The organism is Nonomuraea sp. NPDC050547 (genome assembly GCF_044457345.1).
Lineage (GTDB): Bacteria > Actinomycetota > Actinomycetes > Streptosporangiales > Streptosporangiaceae > Nonomuraea.
Map to the genome: position 1 here is coordinate 75,168 of NZ_JBITGW010000009.1, position 15,570 is coordinate 90,737.

At 69.2% G+C, this 15,570-nt stretch carries 12 protein-coding genes and 1 tRNA gene; 7 read left to right on the forward strand and 6 right to left on the reverse strand.

All coding sequences use genetic code 11. From position 1 onward, the window contains the following. The first annotated feature begins 6 nt into the window (after positions 1–6). The 3 genes from ACIBHY_RS22945 to ACIBHY_RS22955 are packed head-to-tail and all read left to right on the forward strand — an operon-like array spanning position 7 to position 3,529. Entirely contained in the window at positions 7–1,413 is a 1,407-nt protein-coding gene (locus tag ACIBHY_RS22945; protein WP_397307668.1) for a purine-cytosine permease family protein, read from the forward strand. Next, positions 1,410–3,002 carry a lysine--tRNA ligase gene (lysS, locus tag ACIBHY_RS22950; RefSeq protein ID WP_397247422.1) on the forward strand — a complete coding sequence of 531 codons (1,593 nt, stop codon included), beginning with the start codon at positions 1,410–1,412 and terminating at the stop codon, positions 3,000–3,002. Before ACIBHY_RS22945 ends, lysS begins: the two co-directional genes overlap by 4 nt. Beyond that, positions 2,999–3,529 carry an AAA family ATPase gene (locus ACIBHY_RS22955; protein WP_397247424.1) on the forward strand — a complete coding sequence of 177 codons (531 nt, stop codon included), beginning with the start codon at positions 2,999–3,001 and terminating at the stop codon, positions 3,527–3,529. The genes lysS and ACIBHY_RS22955 overlap by 4 nt, the downstream gene beginning before the upstream one ends. A gap of 22 nt (positions 3,530–3,551) precedes the next feature. Here ACIBHY_RS22955 and ACIBHY_RS22960 read toward each other — a convergent pair whose 3' ends face one another. Both ACIBHY_RS22960 and ACIBHY_RS22965 read right to left on the reverse strand, forming a co-directional pair. Further along, positions 3,552–5,078 (reverse strand): MFS transporter, encoded by a 1,527-nt coding sequence (locus ACIBHY_RS22960; protein ID WP_397307669.1) that lies wholly within the window; start codon positions 5,076–5,078, stop codon positions 3,552–3,554. After that, the gene (locus tag ACIBHY_RS22965) at positions 5,075–5,449 is read right to left on the reverse strand and encodes an NADPH-dependent FMN reductase (RefSeq protein WP_397307670.1); all 375 of its coding nucleotides are present in this window, start codon (positions 5,447–5,449) and stop codon (positions 5,075–5,077) included. The genes ACIBHY_RS22960 and ACIBHY_RS22965 overlap by 4 nt, the downstream gene beginning before the upstream one ends. A gap of 128 nt (positions 5,450–5,577) precedes the next feature. Between ACIBHY_RS22965 and ACIBHY_RS22970 the strand changes: the two genes are divergently transcribed. After that, positions 5,578–8,541, forward strand: coding sequence for a BTAD domain-containing putative transcriptional regulator (locus ACIBHY_RS22970; protein ID WP_397307671.1), 2,964 nt, complete (start codon positions 5,578–5,580; stop codon positions 8,539–8,541). A gap of 138 nt (positions 8,542–8,679) precedes the next feature. Here the strand turns inward: ACIBHY_RS22970 and ACIBHY_RS22975 are convergent, their stop codons facing one another. Beyond that, positions 8,680–9,066 (reverse strand): RidA family protein, encoded by a 387-nt coding sequence (locus tag ACIBHY_RS22975; protein WP_397307672.1) that lies wholly within the window; start codon positions 9,064–9,066, stop codon positions 8,680–8,682. Positions 9,067–9,615: 549 nt separating this feature from the next. On the opposite strand from ACIBHY_RS22975, the gene ACIBHY_RS22980 reads away from it, so the two are divergent. Then, the gene (locus tag ACIBHY_RS22980; RefSeq protein WP_397247434.1) at positions 9,616–9,891 is read left to right on the forward strand and encodes a hypothetical protein; all 276 of its coding nucleotides are present in this window, start codon (positions 9,616–9,618) and stop codon (positions 9,889–9,891) included. A 380-nt stretch (positions 9,892–10,271) separates the two neighbouring features. Beyond that, positions 10,272–11,189: an HNH endonuclease gene (locus tag ACIBHY_RS22985; RefSeq protein WP_397247436.1), complete on the forward strand. Its 918-nt coding sequence runs from the start codon at positions 10,272–10,274 to the stop codon at positions 11,187–11,189. A gap of 334 nt (positions 11,190–11,523) precedes the next feature. On the opposite strand, the gene ACIBHY_RS22990 is transcribed toward ACIBHY_RS22985, so the two are convergent. Together ACIBHY_RS22990 and ACIBHY_RS22995 are read right to left on the reverse strand one after the other, a co-directional pair. Next, a tRNA-Pro gene (locus tag ACIBHY_RS22990) sits at positions 11,524–11,597 on the reverse strand. Positions 11,598–11,670: 73 nt separating this feature from the next. Further along, positions 11,671–12,564, reverse strand: a complete 894-nt coding sequence (locus ACIBHY_RS22995; RefSeq protein WP_379611303.1) for a metallophosphoesterase — start codon at positions 12,562–12,564, stop codon at positions 11,671–11,673. Between the two features lie 60 nt (positions 12,565–12,624). Between ACIBHY_RS22995 and ACIBHY_RS23000 the strand changes: the two genes are divergently transcribed. After that, the gene (locus tag ACIBHY_RS23000; RefSeq protein ID WP_397247440.1) at positions 12,625–13,080 is read left to right on the forward strand and encodes a GatB/YqeY domain-containing protein; all 456 of its coding nucleotides are present in this window, start codon (positions 12,625–12,627) and stop codon (positions 13,078–13,080) included. Positions 13,081–13,351: 271 nt separating this feature from the next. Here ACIBHY_RS23000 and ACIBHY_RS23005 read toward each other — a convergent pair whose 3' ends face one another. Next, positions 13,352–15,568 (reverse strand): transglycosylase domain-containing protein, encoded by a 2,217-nt coding sequence (locus tag ACIBHY_RS23005; RefSeq protein ID WP_397247442.1) that lies wholly within the window; start codon positions 15,566–15,568, stop codon positions 13,352–13,354. Positions 15,569–15,570 lie beyond the last annotated feature (2 nt).

Consider the following 15,570-nt stretch of genomic DNA (forward strand, 5'->3'; position numbering starts at 1 on the left):
CCGCCTATGACGATGACCGTCGAGCGGAACGGCATCAACGCGGTGCCGCCGGAAGAGCGTCACGGCAAACCCTTCGACCTGGTCTGGCCCTGGGCGGCCGCGAACCTGTCCCTGCTCGGCATCGCCTTCGGCGTCTACATCGTCGGGCTCGGGCTCGGCGTGGTGCCCGCGATCGCCGCCGGGGCGCTCGGCTACCTTCTCTCGTTCGGGCTGGTCGGCCTCGTGGCCATCGGCGGAGCCCGGTCCGGCGTGCCGACGATGACGCTCGGCCGCGCCGCGTTCGGCGTGCAGGGCAACAAACTGCCCGCGCTGCTGTCCTACGTCTCGAACGTCGGCTGGGAGACCGTCCTGGTCACGCTCTCCGCGCAGGGCGGCGCCGCCATCCTGACCCGGCTCGCGCCGGGCCTCGGCCAGACGAGCGCGCTGGCGATCTGTTTCGCGGTCGCCGCCCTGGTCACGATCGCCGTCGGCGTGTACGGCCACGCCATGATCATGACCGTCCAGCGGTACCTGACCTATGCCTTCATCGTCCTGACGGTCGTCTACATGGCGCTCATGCTGCCCAAGCTGGGCCTCTCCCTGCCCTCGACCGGCGGCCCCGGAGCCTGGGCGGGCGGCGTGATCTTCGCGATGACCCTGCTGGGCCTCGGCTGGGTCAACTGCGGCGCCGACTACTCCCGGTACCTGCCCGCCCGCTCCAAAGGCTCGGCGATCACGCTCTGGACCACGCTGGGAGGCGCGCTGCCGCCGATGGTCCTGCTGGTGTTCGGCGTGCTGCTGGCGGGCGGCGACCCCAAGCTGGCCGAGTCGGCCGCCGCCGACCCCGTCGGAGCGCTGGCCGCCGCGCTGCCGACGTGGTTCCTGCTGCCGTACCTGCTGGCCGCGATCGGCGGGTTCCTGGCCGGGGCGATCATGGACATCTACTCGTCAGGGCTGTCCATGCTGGCGCTGGGCGTACCGGTGAAGCGGCACCTGGCCGTGTTGTTCGACGGGGTGCTGATGATCCTCGGCGGCTACTACCTGCTGTTCGTCTCGGGCAACTTCCTGGCCACCTTCCAGGCGTTCCTGTCGATCATCGGGGTGGTCATGGCCGCCTGGGTCGCGGTCTTCCTGGTCGACATGTGGCGTCGCGGCAGCCGGTACGACGAGGGGCTGCTGCGCGCCGGCGGACCGGCCTTCAACTGGCCGGGCCTGATCGCGCTCGTGGCCGCCTCGCTCACCGGGCTCGGCCTGATCACCTCCGCCGACCCGAACATCGCCAACGTCGTCGGCTTCCTCATGAGCGAGTCGATGCGGGCCGGCACGTTCGGCGCGGCCAACGTGGGCGTCGTCGTGGCGCTCGTGCTCGGCGGCCTGCTGTACTTCCTGATCACGCTCGTGTGGCGGCCCCCGGCTGCCAGAATGGGCCGATGATCGCAGACTGGGTCGCCAAGTTCGCAGACGATGTCATCGCCGAGGCGGATCGTCGCGCACCGGGCAAACCGATCGTCTGCGCCTCGGGCCTGAGCCCGTCCGGTCCGATCCACCTGGGCAACCTGCGCGAGGTCATGACCCCGCACCTGGTCGCCGACGAGATCCGGCGCCGCGGGCGGGACTGCGTGCACCTGCTGTCCTGGGACGACTACGACCGTTTCCGCCGCGTACCGGCCGGTGTCGACCCGTCCTGGGCCGAGCACGTCGGCAAGCCGCTGACCTCCGTGCCCGCGCCGCCCGGCAGCGAGCACGCCAACTGGGCCGAGCACTTCAAGGCGCCGCTGACCGCCGCGCTGGCCGAGCTCGGCATCGAGGTCGAGGCCATCAGCCAGACCGAGCGCTACACCGCCGGCGCCTACCGCAAGCAGATCCTGCGCGCGATGGAACACCGGGTCAAGATCGACGCGATCCTGGAGCAGTACCGCACCAAGGCCGTCGAGCGCTACTCGCCGTACAAGCCCTACTGCGCGCTCTGTGAGCGCGACCTCACCACCGTCACGGCCTACGACGACGAGAGCACCGAGCTGGCCTACACGTGTGCGTGCGGATTCGGCGAGAGTGTACGGCTGGCCGAGCACGACCGGGGCAAGCTGGTGTGGAAGGTCGACTGGCCGATGCGCTGGGCGTACGAGGGAGTGGTCTTCGAGCCTTCGGGCGTCGACCACCACTCGCCCGGATCGGCGTGGATCGTGGGCGAGCAGATCGTCGGCGAGGTCTTCGGCGGCGCGCAGCCCATCGGCCCCATGTACGCCTTCGTCGGCATCACCGGCATGGCCAAGATGAGCAGCTCCAAGGGCGGCGTGCCCACCCCCGCCGACGCCCTGGAGATCATGGAAGCCCCGGTCCTGCGCTGGCTGTACGCCCGCCGTAAGCCCGAGCAGTCCTTCAAGATCGCCTTTGACCAGGAGATCCAGCGCCTCTACGACGAGTGGGACGCGCTCGGCCGCAAGATCACGGGTGGCGGCGGCCTGCCCGCCGAGAAGGCCGCCCACACCCGCGCCACCTCCACCGCCGTCGCGCCGCTGCCCGCCACGCCCCACCCGGTCGCCTACCGCACGCTGGCCTCGATCGCCGACATCACCACCGGCGACGAGCGCCAGACCCTGCGCATCCTGGCCGACGTCGACGGCGTCGCCGCCCTTGAGGAGGTACGCCCGCGGCTGGACCGCGCCCAGCGCTGGGTGGACACGCAGGTGCCTGCCGAGCAGCGCACCCGCGTACGCGACAGCGCCGACGCCGAACGCCTCGGCGCGCTCGACGGCGACAGCGCCGCGTCGGTGCGCCTGCTGCTCGACGGCCTCGACGAGCACTGGTCGGTCGAGGGGCTCACCACGCTGGTGTACGGCGTGCCGAAGCTCGTGGCCGGCCTCCCGGTGGACGCCAAGCCGACTCCCGAGCTGAAGCAGGCGCAGCGGGCCTTCTTCGCGCTGCTGTACCACCTGCTGATCGGGCGGGACACGGGTCCGCGGCTGCCGACCCTCCTGCTGGCCGTGGGGGCCGACCGGGTGCGTACCCTCTTGTCCCCATGAGAGCGGTCATCCTGATCACCGGTATCTCCGCTTCGGGCAAGTCCACGGTCGCCCAGGCGCTGGCCGAGCGGCTGCCGAAGTCGGCGCACGTACGCGGCGACGCCTTCCGCACGATGGTGGTCAACGGCCGCGCCGAGATGTCGGCGGAGCCGTCCGAGGAGGCGCGGCGCCAGCTCCGCCTGCGCTACGCGATCGCCGCCGAGGTGGCCGACCGCTACTTCGAGGCGGGGTTCACACCGGTCCTGCAGGACGTCGTGCTGGGTCCGGAGCTGGAGACCGTCACCAAGCTGATCCGCAGCCGCCCGCTGCACGTCGTGGTGCTCGCGCCCTCGGCGGAGTCCGTCGAGCGGCGCGAGCGCGAACGGTCCAAGACCGGCTACGGCGACTGGACGGTCGCCCAGCTCGACCAGGTGCTGAGGACGCGGACGCCGCGCATCGGGCACTGGATCGACTCCAGCGGCCTGAGCGTGGACGAGACCGTGCGGGAGATCCTGGCGGCGCTGGACAGCGGTGAAGCCCGGAGCTGACGGCTCCGGGCTTCACGGCGGTTCAGACAGCCAGTGCCTCCTCGCGCTCGGCGGGCGCGGGCTCGGCGTCGGCGGCCGGGGTGTTCGTCGCCGGAACCTTCCTGAGCATCGTCAGCGACAGGACGATCGCCACGGCCACCAAAGCGGCCGCGATGCCGCCCGCCACGTTGAGCCCGTCGGTGTAGGCGGCCCGCGCCGCGGCCACCAGGGCCTCGCCGGTCTGGCCCGGCAGGCTCTCGGCCGCCGTCAGCGCCCCTGAGAGGGTGTCAGGCGCCCCGGCGGGCATCGCCGCACGGTAGACGGCCGTGCCCACGCTGCCGAGCACCGCGACGCCCAGGGAGGTGCCCAGGTCGCTGGCGGTGGTGTTCACAGCGGAGGCGGCGCCGGCCTTCTCCGGCGGAGCCGAGCCGATCACCAGAGCGGTGTTCAGCGCCATCGCCGGAGCGATGCCCGGGTAGAGCACGAAGAAGCCGGTGAGCAGCATCGGCAGGCCGGCGACGCTGCCGACCTGGGTCATCAGCAGGTAGCCGATCACCGACAGGAACGCGCCGCCGCTGATCACGTACGCCGGCCGTACCCGGCGGGCGATGACCGGCGACAACGTCGAGACGGCCACCAGCGCGAGCGCCGCGGGCAGGATCCACAGGCCCGCCTCCAGCGGCGAGAGCTCCGCCACGAGCTGCAGGTACTGCGTGAACAGCAGATACACGCCGCCCAGCGCGACCGCGCTCAGCATGAACACGCCCAGGGCGCCGCTGAAGACCTTGTCGGCGAACAGCCGCACGTCCAGAAGCGGGTTCTCCAGCCGCAGCTGCCTGCGCACGAAGATCACGCCGAACAGCAGGCCGGCCGCGAGCGTGCCCAGCGAGACCACGCCGGGACCGGCCTTGGCCAGTTCCTTCACCCCGTACACGATCGGCAGCAGCGTCGCCATCGACAGCACCACGCTCAGCGGGTCCAGTCCGCCGGTCTTCGGCGCGCGGTACTCGGGGATCAGGAACGGCGCGCCCACCAGCACGAGCACCATCACCGGCACGCCCGCGAGCAGGGCCGCGCCCCACCAGAACGCCTCCAGCAGCAGCCCGCCCACCAGCGGGCCGATCGCCACGCCGACGGAGATCGAGGCCGCCCACAGCCCGATGGCGGTGCCGCGCTGCCTGTCGTCCTTGAACATGTTGCTGATCAGCGACAACGTCGAGGGCATCACCGCCGCCGCGCCCACGCCCATCACCGCGCGGGCCGCGATCAGCAGCTCCGCGTTCGGCGCCAGCGCCGCCAGCAACGAGGCCACGCCGAAGGCCGCGGCGCCGAACAACAGCACCTTCCTGCGTCCTATGCGGTCGCCCACGGTGCCCATCGCCACGAGCAGGCCCGCCATCATGAAGCCATAGATGTCGTTGATCCACAACAGCTGCGCGCCGCTCGGGTCCAGGTCCGCCGCGATCTGCGGCGTGGCCAGGAAGAGCACCGTCATCGCCAGGAACAGCAGCACGGTGGGCAGCAGAAGTATCGAGAGCCCGAACCACTGCCGGGGTCCAGCCTTGTTCATGAGAATTCCTGTCTGAGAAGTTTGAGGAGCATGCGATCGACGGCCGACGGGATCAGCAGCGCCGGATCGCTCACGAGCGCGACCGGCTTGCCCCGCCACGCCTCGGCGCACCAGAACACCGCCTTGCGCAACGACCGGGTCCGGACCGCGACCACCACGAATCCCTCCGCCGCGGCGAGCCAAGGCATCAGATCGTGTACGGCCGGCGGCACCAACGCCCGGCCGGGCGCCGGATCCGGCAGGCACGCGGCCTCGAGATCGATCACGTCGACCTCCAGGCCGTGGTGCGCACAGGCTCGCTCGGCGATCAACATGGCCGCCGAGTGGTCAGAGCCCGTGACCACCGCCAGCCGCGGGTGTCCGTCGTTCATGTCCTGGACAGTGCCTGCCGGCGCTCCAGGTTTTCTCCAGCTCCACTACCGTGAGGCTCATGCGTTTCGGGGTACTTGGTCCGCTTGCGGTGTGGGGGCCGGAAGGTGCGCAGGTCAGAGTGCCTGAGGTGAAGGTCCGTGCCCTGCTGGCCCACCTGCTCGTCGACCCGGGGAAGGTGGTGCCCGCCGACCGCCTCATCGACTCGCTCTGGAGCGGCGCGCTGCCCGCCAACCCCGCCGGCGCCCTGCAGACCCGCGTCTCCCAGCTACGCAGGATCGTCGGCAAGGAGAGCGTGGTGTCCGGCGCCTCCGGTTACCGGCTCCAAGTGGAGCCCGGCGACGTCGACACCGGACGTTTCCAGGCGCTGCTGTCCGAGGCCCGCACCGGCGCGCCCGAGGCCAGGGCGGCCCTGCTGGCCGACGCGCTGGCGCTGTGGCGCGGGCCCGCGCTGATCGACTTCGCCGACGAGGAGTTCGCCAGGCCCGAGATCGCCCGGCTGGAGGAACTGCGGCTGACCGCGCTGGAAGACCACGCCGAGACGCGGCTGGAGCTGGGCGAGCACGCCCTGCTCGCCGACGAGCTCGGTGACCTGGTCGGCCGGCATCCTCTACGGGAACGGCTGCGCGCGGCCCACATGCGGGCCCTCTACCGGGCCGGGCGGCAGAAGGAGGCGCTGGACAGCTACGGGACGTTGCGGGAACTGCTGGACGAGGAGCTCGGGCTGGAGCCTGGGCCCGAGCTGGCCGGGCTGCACCAGGCCATTCTGCGGCAGGATCCTTCGCTGGACGCGCCGGTGCGTGAGGCCCGCCGTACGAACCTGCCCGCCGCCCTGACCGACCTCATCGGCCGCGACGACGCGGTGGCCGCCGTCGTCGACCTGCTGCGGGTGGCCAGGCTGGTGACGCTGACCGGGCCGGGTGGCGTCGGCAAGACGCGGCTGGCGATGGAGACGGCGGGCCGGTTGACCGCCTCCGCGCCTGACGGGGTCTGGCTCGTCGAACTGTCCGGTACCCCGGCCGGCGCCCCCGAGGTGATCGAGGTCGTCGCGGCCACGCTCGGCGTGCGTGACGAGGGGCCGGACCTGGCCGGGCGGCTGGCCGAGGCGTTGCGCGGCAAGAGCATGCTGCTCGTTCTGGACAACTGCGAGCACGTGACCGAGCCGGTCGCCCGGCTCGTGGCGCTCCTGCTCCGGGCCGCGCCCGGACTGCGCGTCCTCGCCACCAGCCAGGAGCCGCTCGGGGTCGCCGGGGAACGGCTGTTCAGCGTCCCCACGTTGCCGCAGAAGGACGCTGAGCGGTTGTTCGTCTCCCGGGCCGCCGCGGCGGCGCCCGGCGCGGAGCTGGACGCTGAGGCCGTCGCGGCCATATGCCGGCGGCTGGACGGGATTCCGCTGGCGTTGGAGCTGGCCGCCACCCGGGTGCGGGCCCTCGGCGTGCGGGAGCTGGCGGCGCGGCTGGACGATCGGTTTCGGGTGCTGGGGGGCTCACGGAACGACGTGCCCGCCAGGCAGCGGACGCTCCGGGCCATGATCGACTGGAGCTGGGAGCTGCTCGGTCCTGATGAGCGGGTGGTGTTGCGGCGGCTGGCCGTACACGCTGACGGGTGCACGTTGGAGGCGGCCGAGGCTGTCTGCGGCGACGACGCTCTGTCCGTGCTGCCCAGGCTCGTGGACCGGTCGCTGGTCGTGGTGGGCGACGGGCCCCGGTACCGGCTGCTGGAGTCCGTGGCCGCCTACTGCCAGGAGCGGCTGGCGGAGGCCGGGGAGGGCGAGGAGACGCGGTCGCGGCACCGCGACCACTATCTCGCGCTGGCCGAGCGGGCAGAGCCGTATCTGCGCGGGCCCGAGCAGCGGCAGTGGCTGCTGCGGCTGGACGCCGAGGCGGCCAACTTCCGCGCCGCTCTGACGGCGGACGACAGCGGGACGTCCGAACGGCTGGCCAACGCGCTGGCCTGGTACTGGGTGCTGCGCGGACGGCTCGGCGAGGGCCGCAGATGGCTGGCCCAGATCGCCGATCCCGGCGACATCACGCGGATGTGGCTGGCCGCCTTCACACTGCGTACCGGCGAGGCGATCACCTCGGTCCCCGTCGCGGCCCCCACCACCGACGTCGCCGCGCTCACCGGCCTCGCGCGAGCTCAGGCCTTCCTGGCCTCAGCCCAGCTGGGCATCGGCGACTCTGAGCCCGCCGAAGAACTCGCCGACCGCGCCCTGACCTCCTTCGCCGCCATAGGCGACGAATGGGGTACGGCTTTCGCCCGCTCAGTCCAGGCCCGCCAGGCGTTGCTCCGCAGCGACCTGGACCGTGCCCGAGCCTACGGCCGGGAAAGCCTGGACCTGTTCGCCCAGCTGGGTGACCGCTGGGGCCAGTCCCACGCCGGGTTCGCGGTCGCCTGGCACGCCGAAATCGCGGGCGACTACGCCGAGTCGGCCCGCGTACACCGCGATGGCCTCCGCATGTCCGAAGAACTCGGCCTATGGACCGAGGTAGCCGACAAAATGTCCCAGCTGGGACGCCTGGCCCTTCTGGCCGGCGCCTTCGACCAGGCCGACTCGCTCCACACGCGAGCCATGGCACTGTCCGCCGAACAGGGCTACACGGTGGGGGAGGAGTTCGCCGCCCTGGGCCTGGCCCTGAGCGCCCGCCGCCAGGGCCGCCTGGATGAGGCGGAGGCGCACCTGCTGGCCTGGATCGACTGGGACCACGCCCTCGACTCCGACGCCGCATTGGCCCTGATCTTCGCCGAACTGGGCTTCATAGAGGAGATGCGCGGCTCGTACCCGGCCGCCGAAGCCCACCATCAGGAGAGCCTGACCCGAGCCCGAGCAGTAGGCGACCCCAGAGCCATAGCCCTCGCCCTTGAGGGCCTGGCCGGAGCTCTGTCCCTGGAGGGCCTGGCCGGAGCCGCCACCTCGGAGGCGAACGGTGCCTACCTCCTCGGCCAGGCAGCCGCCCTGCGGCTGTCCGTCGACGCTCCGTTGCCGGAGGGCGAACGTTTCGACGTCGACCGGATCACCGCACGCCTGCACGCATCGCTGGGCCCCAAGTTCACCGCCGCCTACAACGAAGGCCTCAACAACCCACCGCGGTAACGCTCTGCGGTACCCCCGCAGTCGTGTCGTTCGGCGGCGGCCCCCACGCAGCCGTTCGGCGGCGGCCCCCACGCAGTCGTTCGGCGGCGGCCCCCACGCAGTCGTTCGGCGGCGGCCCCCACGCAGTCGTTCGGCGCGTCAACCCGCCGCGACGACCTCGATCTCCACCAGCCATTCGTCGACCAGCGTCTGCGCGACGATCGCCGTCGTCGGCACAGCCCGCCCGCTGAGCGCCGTCACCCGAGCCGCCGCATTGGCCGCCGCGTAGGCCGGATCGCGCAGATAACTGGTGAGCCGAACAATGTTGTCCACCGTCATGCCGGCGCTGGCGAGAATGGCCCGAATATTCGCCCATATAAGCCCCAGCTGTTCCTCCAACGTGGCCCCAGGCCGCCCATCGGCATCCAACCCCATCGTCCCCGCCACAAACAGCAACCGCTCAGCCCCACGAACCTCGATCGCATGCACATAGTCCCCAGTGGCCGAGTACACCCCACGGTCCGGATTAAGCGTCCTGATCTCCATAACCCGCACGCTACCTGCACAACCCCCACATTGACCCCCGCCGATTGGCCGCTTAATTGGCCATGGCCAGGTGGAGATTTCCATAACCGGTTGCGACGAAATTTATACGGAGAGTAGTCTCTGTCATGCGAGGCAGCGCCCAAGTCGGGGGACAGGCGCTACCATCCGCGGTTGCCGCAACCAGAAGTAGCCTCGCCAGGCGCTCTACCGAGCACCTGGCGAGGCACCCAGAGCCAAACCCCGAACCGCGAGAAGGGGCCTGGCCCCTGGAGCTTGCCCGGATAGCCGCAAGCGTCCCGAATTTGGCCCACAGTGACCGGGCAGGCGCCGCCGTTCAGGACAAGGCCTGGATTTCATGACGTGAGCCGCATTTGCTCATAGCCACACTCGCGCCGCGCGACAAACCATGCGATAGCCGCCCTCGCCACCCGCGGATTAGAAGTCCGATGCTCTGAGGGAGAACTGTTACCCGCGGAAACTTGGCGTACCACCCCATGACCTGGCATGTTCCCCTCCCACAACACCCTCCGACAGCGGAGAATGATGGGTGTGACCCAGAGCGTGATCCCCCAGCCGGGCATGTGGTTCGAGCATGCCTTGAACTCCCAGAACGACCGCCCGGCACTGTACGTGATCACTCAGATCGCTGACCCAGGCCCCACGGCTCTCCCTCAGATCCACTACCGACGTCTCGGCGCCACACCAGACGACAGAGCCGAAAGCATCGACGCCGACCTGTTCGACGACATCGTCCTGCGGTGGCTGACACCTGAGGAAGCAGTACGGGCGGAGATCCATGCCCGCTACCATCCCGGCACCTATTGAGGTGGACTCCAGCGCCGAGTGGTGGGGGAGAATCTCTCCTGTCCTCCGTCACGCGGGCGTTGCAAATGATCGTCTTCCGTAGCTACCTCGTCGCTAACACCAACGACCGCGCCGGGTTCGGCCAGGCTTGAGAGCCCGCCGACCCGGCCTAGCAACGCCGCCGGACCGGTGTCTCTGGTGGTGTCATCGAGAAGCAGGTGAACAGGGGTGATGCTCGGGTCCGTGACGACGCCACTGCCCACGGCTTCCTGGCCTTCTCTGTCGAGAAGGTGCAGCCGGCTGAGGACGTTGAGCACTGGAGGACAGGCTGAGGCGTTGGAGCGAGCCAATCCTTGGACCGTCAGTAGCGACAGGGCCGCCCCCGGGTATAAAACTTCGGTGTGATCACGCCCCTGAATGATGACTTGGACAGTCGGATACGAGCGGCTGCCATGGCTTGGCTCCGTCAGCGCTGCACACCGGAGAACCCGGTGGTGTCGCGCGCGGAACTCCTGGGCTTCATGTTCGAGGGGCGCTCGTTTCCGCTGGTCGATAATCAGTTGGGCATCCGCAAGCCGAAGGAACTAACCGCCGCGCTGTCCATACTCACTACCTATACCTCTGATGGCACGCGCGCGCCGTACGAAGACGAGGTGGGCGGGGATGGCCTGCTCCGCTACAAGTTCCAGGGCGATAACCCCAATCTCTACACCAATGTCGGACTCCGTCGCGCTTACGAGCGCGACGTGCCCCTCATCTGGTTCTTTGGCGTGAAGCAGGGCCTGTATCTGCCGTTCTTCCCGGTGTGGATCCGGGCTATGGAAGTCGACCAATTGCAAGTGGCGGTCGCTCTGGAAGAGGCGCAGCGACACATCGCCATTCATGGGCCGGTGAGCGAGATCGAGCGGCGCTACTCCGTAAGCATGACCAAGCGGCGGCTGCACCAGCCGGTCTTCCGGCAGCGGGTGATCCACGCCTACGAGACCAGTTGCGCGATGTGTCGTCTTAGGCACCTGTCGTTGCTGGACGCCGCTCACATCATCCCTGACCGTGAGGAACGCGGTGTCCCAGCGATCTCTAACGGGATGGCGCTGTGCAAGATTCACCATGCCGCCTATGACCAGCACATCCTGGGCGTCCGCCCCGATCTGGTGATCGAAGTACGGTCGGACATCTTGCAAGAGATCGATGGGCCGATGCTGAAGCACGGGTTGCAGGAGATGCACGGATTGGGCCTGGTGCTGCCTCGACGTAGAGCGGATCGGCCGAAGTCGGAGCTGATCGAGGAACGATATGAACGGTTCCGCGCTGCTGGATGATTGTGATGTACAGGCGGAGCGTTGCCGCGTATTGCTTGGACGTTGATCTCGGTTCAGGATTCGCAGCCCGAATCTAACCAAGAGCTTCAAGAGGCTCGGAGACGACCTGCGCTGCGAATGCTTCCATGTTCAGAACCTGTATCGGCAAGATCAGGGGTGCGACACGCTTGAACCGGACGCCGATCTCTTTGAATTGAAGTCGAACAGTTGGCAGAGGAGGCTGGGCGCAGAGGCGGACGCGTGATGGCATGTTGTCCCTGTGGCGCAGCCTCTCAGGAGACGAGAAAGGCCGCTTCCGATCTTCGGAAACGGCCTTCTACCTGGTACTGCTGGGTCGGGGTGGCGGGATTTGAACCCACGGCCTCTTCGTCCCGAACGAAGCGCGCTGCCAAGCTGCGCTACACCCCGGTCGCACGCCCGGTCTTGCGCGTGCTTGGGAAAGTCTAGCGGACTTCGCGGGTGCTTGTGACCGGATAATCCGTCAGCGGCGCGGTACCAAGGTGAGCAGGGTCGCCTCGGGGAAGCAGGCGAAGCGGACCGGGGCGTACGGGGAGGTGCCCAGGCCGGCGGAGACGTGGAGCCAGGCGGAGTCGTGGGTGCTCAGGCCCTTGACGCGGGCCCGATCGATGCCGCAGTTGGTGACCAGGGCGCCGTAGAAGGGGATGCAGAGCTGGCCGCCGTGGGTGTGGCCGGCGAGCAGGAGCTGGTAGCCGTCGGCGGCGAAGCGGGTCATGTTGCGGGGCTCGGGGGAGTGCATGACGCCCAGGCGCAGGTCGGCGTCCGCGGGGGCGGGGCCGGCTACCAGGTCGTAGCGGTCGCGGTCGATGTGGGAGTCGTGGATGCCGGCCACGGCCACGTCCAGGTCGGCGACCTTCAGGCGGGCTGTCGTGTTGTTCATGTCCAGCCAGCCTTCGGCGGCCATGCCTTCGCCCAGCTCTCGCCACGGGAGCGACGGGACATGCTGGCGACGCTCGTTGCGGGAGGTGCGCCACAGGTAGCGGGCGGGGTTCTTGAACACGGGCGCGTACAGGTCGTTGGAGCCGTACACGAACAGGCCGGGGCGGGACATGAGCGGCTCCAGGGCGTGGAGCAGCGACGGGACGGCGTCCGGGTGGGCGATCGAGTCGCCGGTGTTGACCACCAGGTCGGGTTCGAGTGAGCCGAGCGAGCGTACCCAGTTGATGAGCTTCTTGCGGCCGGGCGTCAGGTGCAGGTCGGACAGGTGGAGGATGCGCACCGGGCGCTGCCCCCGGGCCAGGACCGGAACGTCGAATCGGCGCAGCCGGAACCAGTTGCGCTCGACGACCGAGGCGTACCCGAGCCCGGCGATGCCGAGACCCAGCAGGGACAGTGGTATGGCGGCGGCTTTCCTCACGTACTCATGATGCCCGACATCCGGCACGAGAGGTGCCGCTCAAGCGGCAAGATGGACCGCATGAGCGCATTGAAGGACAAGCTGAAGGCCGATCTGACGGCCTCCATGAAGGCCAAGGACGAGGTCCGCCTCCGCACGATCAGGATGGTCCTGTCGGCCGTCAACGTCGAGGAGGTTTCGGGCAAGCAGGCCAGGGAGCTCAGCGACGACGAGATCGTCAAGGTGCTGACCAAGGAGGCCAAGAAGCGCCGCGAGGCGGCCGAGGCGTTCGGCAACGCCGGGCGCGCCGCGCAGGCCCAGGCGGAGCTGGACGAGCAGGCGGTGCTGGAGGAGTACCTGCCGGCGCAGCTCTCGGACGAGGAGCTGAACGCGCTGGTCGACACCGCGATCGCGGAGAGCGGCGCGACCGACCCCAAGGCGATGGGCGCGGTCATGAAGGTGCTCAACCCGATGGTCGCCGGCCGCGCCGAGGGCGGGCGAGTCGCCGCCGCCGTGCGCGCGCGACTGTCCGGGTGATCAACGTCTTGTGATCGGGGCCATCCGTTACGGCGAAGCCGCCGCCACCCACCACCCGCCGCCGCCCCGCGGGGCCGCGCTTCCACGCCCGGCAGTCTGACGGGCGGGCCGCCGTGACGTCGCATCCATGACCAGCCACCCCGGAAACCGGAAAACGCGCGGCAAGGCCGTACCGGAAAGGCAAGGCCGTATGGAAAGGCAAGGCCGTACCGGAAAAGGCCTCTGAAACGCGTTGAGAGGCCTCCCAGAGGCCTCTCAACGGTTCGGAGGACTAGTTGCCCGGGGTGATGGGCCCGAGGTCGCCGTCGTCCATGTCGAACATGTCGAACGGATCGCCGCCCCGGTCGTCGGGTTCGCCGTCCCCGCCCCGGTCCTTGTCCTTCTTGACCGGCTTGGGCGCGCAGATGTCGCCGCAGCCGCCGAAGCGCTCCATGTTCACCGGCGTGAACTCCGCCGGCTCGATCCCCTTCAGCGCCTGCAGCATCGACTGCTTCCAGATGGGGCCGGAGATGGAGGCGCCGTAGACGTAGCTGTAGCCGCGGCCGCCGATGGTGACGCCCATGAGGCGGTTGTCGAAGGCGCCGCGCGGGTCGCCGATGCTGACGGCGGAGGAGAGGTTCGGGGTGTAACCGGCGAACCAGGCGGCCGTGTAGCCGTCGGTGGTGCCCGTCTTGCCCGCCGCGTCCCTGCCGATGCCGCCTACGCCGCTCATGGTGCCCTTGGTGAACACGCCGGACAGGATGCCGCTGACGGCGTCGGCGACCTCCTCGTCCATGACCCGCGTGCACTTGGGCTTGAACCGCTTGGCCTTGCCGTAGCGGTCGACGATCTCGGTGATGGCCAGCGGCTTGCAGGACTGGCCGCGCGAGGCGAAGACGGCGTAGGTGCTGGCGACGGTGACCGGGTCGGTCTCGTTGATGCCGAGCGTGAAGGTCTCGAACTCGCGCAGTGGCTGCCCGTCGGCGCGCTTGAGCCCGAGCTTCTTGGCCATCTTGACGGTCTTGCACAGGCCGACGCGCTCTTCGAGCTTCATGAAGAACGTGTTGACCGAGCCCCACGTGCCGGACTGCAGCGTCTTGAAGCCGCCGCCGCCCTCGCTGGAGTTGCGCACCTGGTGGGACGGCTCGCCGACGCGGTTGCCCTTGCAGTCGCGGAAGGCGCCGTAGCTGGGCGCGTTGTAGCCGGCCGGGGAGGGGAAGCCGTCGCCGTACTTGTAGCCCTCTTCGAGGGCCGCCGCCAGTGTGTACGGCTTCGCCGTCGATCCCTGCTGGAACCCGCCGCCGCCGCCGTGCTTGGCGTCGGCCACGACGTTGTAGCTGATCTCGTTCTTCTTCTTGTTGTTGCCGAACTTGCGGCTGGCGGCCATCGCCTTGATCTCACCCGTGCCCGGGACGATCATGGCCTGCGAGGCGACCGGCTTGTCCTTGGTGCTGACCCAGTTCTTGATCGCCTTCTCGGCGGCCTTCTGCATCTGCGGGTCGATCGTGGTCTTGATCTCCAGCCCGCCGCGCTGCAGGAGCTTCTTGCGTTCCTCGGGGGTCTTGCCGAAGTCCTCGTTGTTGAGGATCTCGTACTGCACGTAGAGGCAGAAGTACGGATACGGGCTGGTCTCACAGCCACCCGGGAACTTCGTGTCCTTGTAGCCGAGCTTGGTGGCCTTGGCCGCGTCGCGCTCGGCGGGAGTGATCTTGCCGAGCTGCGCCATCCGGTCCAGGACGATGTTGCGCCGCTCCAGGAGCGCGGCGCGCGACTCCTTGCTGACGTTGGGGTCGGTCCTGTTCGGGTTCTGTACGGCTCCCGCCAGCGTGGCCGCCTCGGAGAGGTTGAGCTCGCCGGCCGACTTGCCGAAAAAGCGCTTGGAGGCGGCCTGGACGCCGTAGGCTCCTGCACCGAAGTAGGCGATGTTGAAGTACTTCTCCAGGACCTCGTCCTTCGTGTACTTCTTCTCGATCGCCAGCGCGTAGCGCAGCTCGTTGAGCTTGCGCGAGACCGTGGGGGCGATGGCGGCGGCCCGCTCGGCGTCGGTCTCGGCGGCGTTGAACAGCACCTGCTTGACGTACTGCTGCGTGATCGAGGAGCCGCCCTGGGTCACGCCGCCGGAGGTCATGTTCTTGAGCAGGGCGCGGATGGTGCCCTCGATGTCGATCGGCCCGTGCTCGTAGAAGCGGAAGTCCTCGATGGAGATCAGCGCCGTCTTCATGATCGGAGAGACCTTGTCGAGCGTCACCGACTGCCGGTTCTCGAAGAAGAACTGGGCGATCTGCTTGCCCTTGGCGTCCCTGAGAACGGTGCGCTCGGGCAGCGGAGGTTCGTCCAGTTCCTCCGGCTTGAGGTTGAGATCCTCCATGGCTGACTTGGCCGTCACCCCGGCGCCGCCTACGGCGGGCAGCGCGATGGCGGCCGTCAGCACACCCGCGGCCGCCCCCGCGGCGATGAGCCGGATGACGTTCGTGACTGGTGATGAACGATCTTTGCCCTGAGCTTGCACAG